Raw genomic sequence first — 5,191 nt, 5'->3', positions numbered from 1 at the left:
TCCGAACACTATCTTGATGGGGACGACTTTTCCAACCATCTGATGATTTCCAGAACCCAAAACCTAAGTATTTCAGCTCTCTTGGTCTGGTAATCTTAGTCTTGGTCATATTTACTTTCAAACCTAGCCGTTTCTCAATAAAACGACTAACTGAATACATCACACGCTTAGCGGCTGCCTCGCTTCCGACAGTCATCACACAATCATCTGCGTAGCGCACAAATCGAAGTCCCCTCTTTTCTAATTCCTTGTCCAATTCATTAAGCATGATATTGGATAAGAGAGGAGATACATTTCCTCCCTGTGGTGTACCAACTAGCGTTTTATGACGCTGACCGTCAATGATAACACCTGAATGAAGATACTGACTAATCAAGGATTCCCTATCTCCGTCTTCGATAATATTATGTACTAAGGACATCAATCTATCTTGAGGAACCCTATCGAAAAATTTCTCTAGGTCTATATCCACTATCCACTCATAGCCGTCATTTAAGTACTCTAAGAACTTCCTGATGGCTTTTTCACATGACCTATTTGGTCTGAAGCCATAACTCGTATCTGAGAAATGAGGTTCACAAATAGGACTCATGACTTGAACAATGGCTTGTTGGATTATCCTATCCATCACTGTCGGAATCCCAAGCTGAAGGACACCTCCATTGGGTTGGGGGATTTCAACTCGCAGGACTGATTGAGGTTTGTATTTCCTCTGTTTTATCAGTTCTTTAGTCAGGCGCCAGTTTTGTCTGAGATAATTATCCATCTCTTCGATAGTCATTCCATCAATCCCAGCTGAGCCTTTATTGGATTTTACTTGATTGTAGGCTTCCAGCATATTTTCGCGTGATACTATCTTATCTAGCAATTTTGACATGTGCCTATTCCTTTCTTGTTTTGGTGCCTGAGGGACATCTTATATTGGTGAACCTTCATCTAGTCAATACGTGACAGAGTCCAGTTCTATCAGACCGTTCGTTTTACAGACACAAGTAAAGTAGGATTACTTCGATCTGTCGTTTTCTCTTTCTAGCGACAGACCTCAAACAGTCTCTCCCCAGACTGTTTGAGTATTCACCCCTTCGCTCCACTTCCATTACAGAAGTTTCCTCACTACTATGGGTTCGGCTGACTTCTCATGATTCCTTGTTACTACGCTTTCAGCGCTCATGAGACCTCACGGGATAAGTCCTACATCTTTCCTCGTTTATACAAGATATGAGGACGTTAAAAGGTTACAGTGGAAAAAGATAAATCTTAGTTCGAATTCAATTACTCTCGTGATTTACGCATATAGGTTACGACTACCTTTTTGGACTTTAGAGTTTCTGACCCCCTTATCCGCTATATACGCCTTACTATCACGTTCCTGTTCGTAGAGCCACGATTTCGCTATCCCTTCCTCTGACGATTCTTATTTCCAGTGTCAGACTTAAAACGGTCTATCCCCAGACCGTTTTAATCCGCTACCTCACGATAGTCAGGCTTGGGAATCGCTATTGGGTTCACCGGTAGCAGGTGCCCACCGAGGACTTACACCTCAGATGCACGACATGCCCGTCGTACCAAAAATAGCCCTTCGGATAAAATCCGAGGGGCTAGAAACGTTGTTAAATCAACGGCCGAACTTTTGAATTTCAAGGTTCGGGATAAAATAGTTTACTGAACTACTTTATTTTTTCAAGTTGTAGAATGATTTCAATCCACGGTATTCTGCTACTTCACCAAGTTGGTCTTCGATGCGAAGCAATTGGTTGTATTTAGCGATACGGTCTGTACGTGAAAGTGAACCAGTCTTGATTTGTCCTGCGTTAGTTGCAACTGCGATGTCAGCGATTGTTGAATCTTCAGTTTCACCTGAACGGTGTGATACAACGGCAGTGTAACCAGCTTCTTTTGCCATTTCGATAGCGTCGAATGTTTCAGTAAGAGTACCGATTTGGTTAACTTTGATAAGGATTGAGTTAGCAGCACCTTCTGCAATACCTTTTTCAAGGTAAGAAGTGTTTGTTACGAAGAAGTCATCACCAACCAATTGAACTTTACCACCAAGACGTTCAGTAAGAGCTTTCCAACCGTCCCAGTCATTTTCATCCATACCATCTTCGATAGTGATGATTGGGTATTTGTTTACCAATTCTTCAAGGTAGTCGATTTGTTCTGCAGCAGTACGTACAGCTGCTCCTTCACCTTCGAATTTAGTGTAGTCGTAAACTTTACGTTCTTTATCGTAGAATTCTGATGAAGCACAGTCAAATCCGATAAATACGTCTTTACCAGGAACATATCCAGCAGCTTCGATAGCAGCAAGGATAGTTTCAACTCCGTCTTCAGTTCCTTCGAAACGAGGAGCGAATCCACCTTCGTCACCTACGGCTGTTTCCAAACCACGAGATTTAAGGATTTTCTTAAGAGCATGGAAGATTTCAGCACCCCAACGAAGAGCTTCTTTGAATGATGGCGCACCAGCAGGTACAATCATGAATTCTTGGAAAGCGATTGGAGCGTCAGAGTGAGAACCACCGTTGATGATGTTCATCATTGGAGTTGGAAGAACTTTAGTGTTGAATCCACCAAGGTAGCTGTAAAGTGGGATTTCAAGGTAGTCAGCGGCAGCACGAGCTACAGCGATAGACACACCAAGGATTGCGTTTGCACCCAATTTACCTTTGTTAGGAGTACCGTCAAGAGCGATCATAGCACGGTCGATAGCTTGTTGATCACGTACATCGTAGCCAATGATCGCTTCAGCAATGATGTTGTTTACGTTGTCAACAGCTTTTTGTGTACCAAGACCACCGTAACGAGATTTGTCACCGTCGCGAAGTTCAACTGCTTCGTGTTCACCAGTAGAAGCTCCTGATGGAACCATACCACGTCCGAAAGCACCTGATTCAGTGTAAACTTCTACTTCAAGTGTTGGGTTACCGCGTGAGTCTAGGACTTCGCGAGCGTAAACATCAGTAATAATTGACATTTTTTACTCTCCTTTGAGTTAAATTTTTTACACCTCTATAATACCTTAAAAGCCCTCCTTTTTCAAGAAAAAACGTTATCTTTGTGCAAATTTTCCTTAACTTTATAAAGTAATCGCTTTCTTTTGTCTGTTTTATTCTAACTTTTATGATATACTGTTTTCATGACAGATTTATCAAAACAATTACTTGAAAAAGCTCATGGTGGGTTAAAAATAAATCCGGATGAGCAAAGACGCTATCTTGGTACTTTTGAGGAAAGAGTTCTTGGATATGTAGATATTGACACAGCAAATAGCCCTCAGTTAGAAAAAGGCTTTTTATTTATTTTAGAAAACCTTCAGGAAAAAGCAGAGCCACTATTTGTGAAGATTTCACCAACTATCGAATTTGATAAGCAAGTTTTCTACTTAAAAGAAGCAAAAGAAACTGATAGTCAAGCCACCATAGTATCTGAAGAGCATATTACTTCTCCTTTCGGCCTGGTTATTCATAGCAATGCACCCGTTCAAGTAGAAGAAAAAGACCTTCGACTTGCTTTTCCAAAACTTTGGGAAGTTAAAAAGGAAGAACCAGCCAAAACATCCTTATGGAAGAAATGGTTTAGCTAAATCTTGCACATATTTAATAAGTGCCCAATATTGGCAGCCATGCGCTCCAGATAGAGACTGGCATTTTTCAAACTATCTTCTAAAGGTTCACTTTTCTCCAAAATAGAAAAGACAGCTTGGATATTTTCAAATGGTAGGGGAGGTAAATCTTCAGCAAGACTACCGCAAATAGCAATAACAGGAACTCCAACAGGGGTTCTTTTTGCAACACCTATAGGCGCTTTCCCAGCAAAGCTTTGACTGTCAAGTCTTCCTTCTCCAACAACAACCAAGTCAGCATCTGAAACTTTCTTATCAAAGTTGGTTAAGTCCAAGCAGGTATCAATTCCAGACACGATACTTGCCTGAGCAAAGGCACACAAACCACCAGCAAGGTCTCCACCTGCTCCTGCTCCTTTAATTTCTAATGTTGCAGGTGAGAATTTTTCATAAAGATCTTGGATCGCCTGATCTACGACTGCAAACATAGTCGGATGTAGACCTTTTTGATTGCCAAAAGTGTAAGTCGCACCTTGATGACCACATAAGGGACTCACGACATCTGCTAAAATATGAATTTGAACACCTTCAGGAATTTTATAGCGATTTTCTGTTGAAACAGAAGCTAAGTTTAATAAGGATTGACCGGAAGCAGGCAAGACATTTCCATCCCTATCATAAAATTGATAACCTAAACCAGCAGCAATCCCCAGTCCTCCATCATTACTGGCCGTGCCACCAACACCGATATAAATATCTTTAATCCCTTTAGAAATGAGATGGAGAATCAACTCTCCAATACCACAAGTTTGGATTTGAAGTGGATTTCGTTTCTCTAGCGGAATTTTTCCAAGACCAACCAAGTCAGCTACTTCAAATAGTGCCAGTTCCCCTTTTTGAAAATAGCGCATGGCTTCTTTTTGTCCAGAAGGGTCTGTCACTTGGATCCATTTTTCTTTTAGGTCAAGAGAATGTCGGATAGCATCTACAGTACCTTCTCCCCCATCACCAACAGGGCAGAGGAGACATTCTACATCTGCTATCGATTGTTGGAAGCCTCTTTTTATTGCTTCAGCTACCTGTTGAGCTGTCAAGCTTTCCTTATACTCAATCATTTTCAAAAAGCAACCTTGTCCATTGTCTGCTGACAGTGGACTTTAAAACGCTTTTTTCCAGTCCTTGAATAACTTCTTGAAGCTTATCAATGACGGCTTCCAATGTTTGGAAAGCCTTATTTTTGAAACCTCGTTTTCGAATTTCTTTCCATACTTGTTCAATAGGGTTCATTTCTGGAGTATAAGGTGGGATAAAAGCCAACTCAATATTACTTGGAATCTCTAAGGTACTTGATTTATGCCATATAGCATTATCCATGACAAGTAAAATATAGTCATCTGGATAAGCTTGTGAGACTTGCCGTAGAAATTCATTGATCCACTCAGTATTGCATCCTCCAGCAATGAGGAAAAAGGAATCTCCTGTCTGAGCATCTACTGCCCCATAACAATAGCGATATTCTCGCATATAATGACTAGGAATGCTAGGTCGGATTCCTTGAGGAGCCCAACAAGAACTCATCTTACTGATTCTTCCGAAACCAGCTTCACCTTGGTACATCAAACGTAC

General features: G+C 41.1%; 5 protein-coding genes. 1 reads left to right on the top strand and 4 read right to left on the bottom strand.

The window, feature by feature from the left end; genetic code table 11:
* The coding region (gene ltrA, locus HT678_RS08860; RefSeq protein WP_172924860.1) for a group II intron reverse transcriptase/maturase at positions 1-877 on the bottom strand (877 nt) is incomplete at its 3' end.
* A gap of 795 nt (positions 878-1,672) precedes the next feature.
* Complete coding sequence (gene eno / locus HT678_RS08855) at positions 1,673-2,977, bottom strand: surface-displayed alpha-enolase (RefSeq protein ID WP_000022821.1); 1,305 nt, start codon at positions 2,975-2,977, stop codon at positions 1,673-1,675.
* 162 nt (positions 2,978-3,139) lie between these two features.
* On the opposite strand from eno, the gene HT678_RS08850 reads away from it, so the two are divergent.
* Entirely contained in the window at positions 3,140-3,586 is a 447-nt protein-coding gene (locus HT678_RS08850) for a YueI family protein (RefSeq protein WP_000131076.1), read from the top strand.
* On the opposite strand, the gene HT678_RS08845 is transcribed toward HT678_RS08850, so the two are convergent.
* Positions 3,583-4,680 (bottom strand): glycerate kinase, encoded by a 1,098-nt coding sequence (locus HT678_RS08845; protein WP_138702470.1) that lies wholly within the window; start codon positions 4,678-4,680, stop codon positions 3,583-3,585. The genes HT678_RS08850 and HT678_RS08845 overlap by 4 nt on opposite strands.
* On the bottom strand, positions 4,673-5,191 hold a 519-nt coding region (locus tag HT678_RS08840; RefSeq protein WP_172924859.1), incomplete at its 5' end, for an IS630 family transposase. The genes HT678_RS08840 and HT678_RS08845, both read right to left, overlap by 8 nt.

Origin of the sequence: Streptococcus sp. 3167, from assembly GCF_013277175.1 — a bacterium.
In the GTDB taxonomy this organism is placed as follows: Bacteria; Bacillota; Bacilli; order Lactobacillales; family Streptococcaceae; genus Streptococcus; species Streptococcus pseudopneumoniae.
Note: the sequence above shows the minus strand (reverse complement) of the source record. Positions and strands in the feature narration are given on the sequence as shown.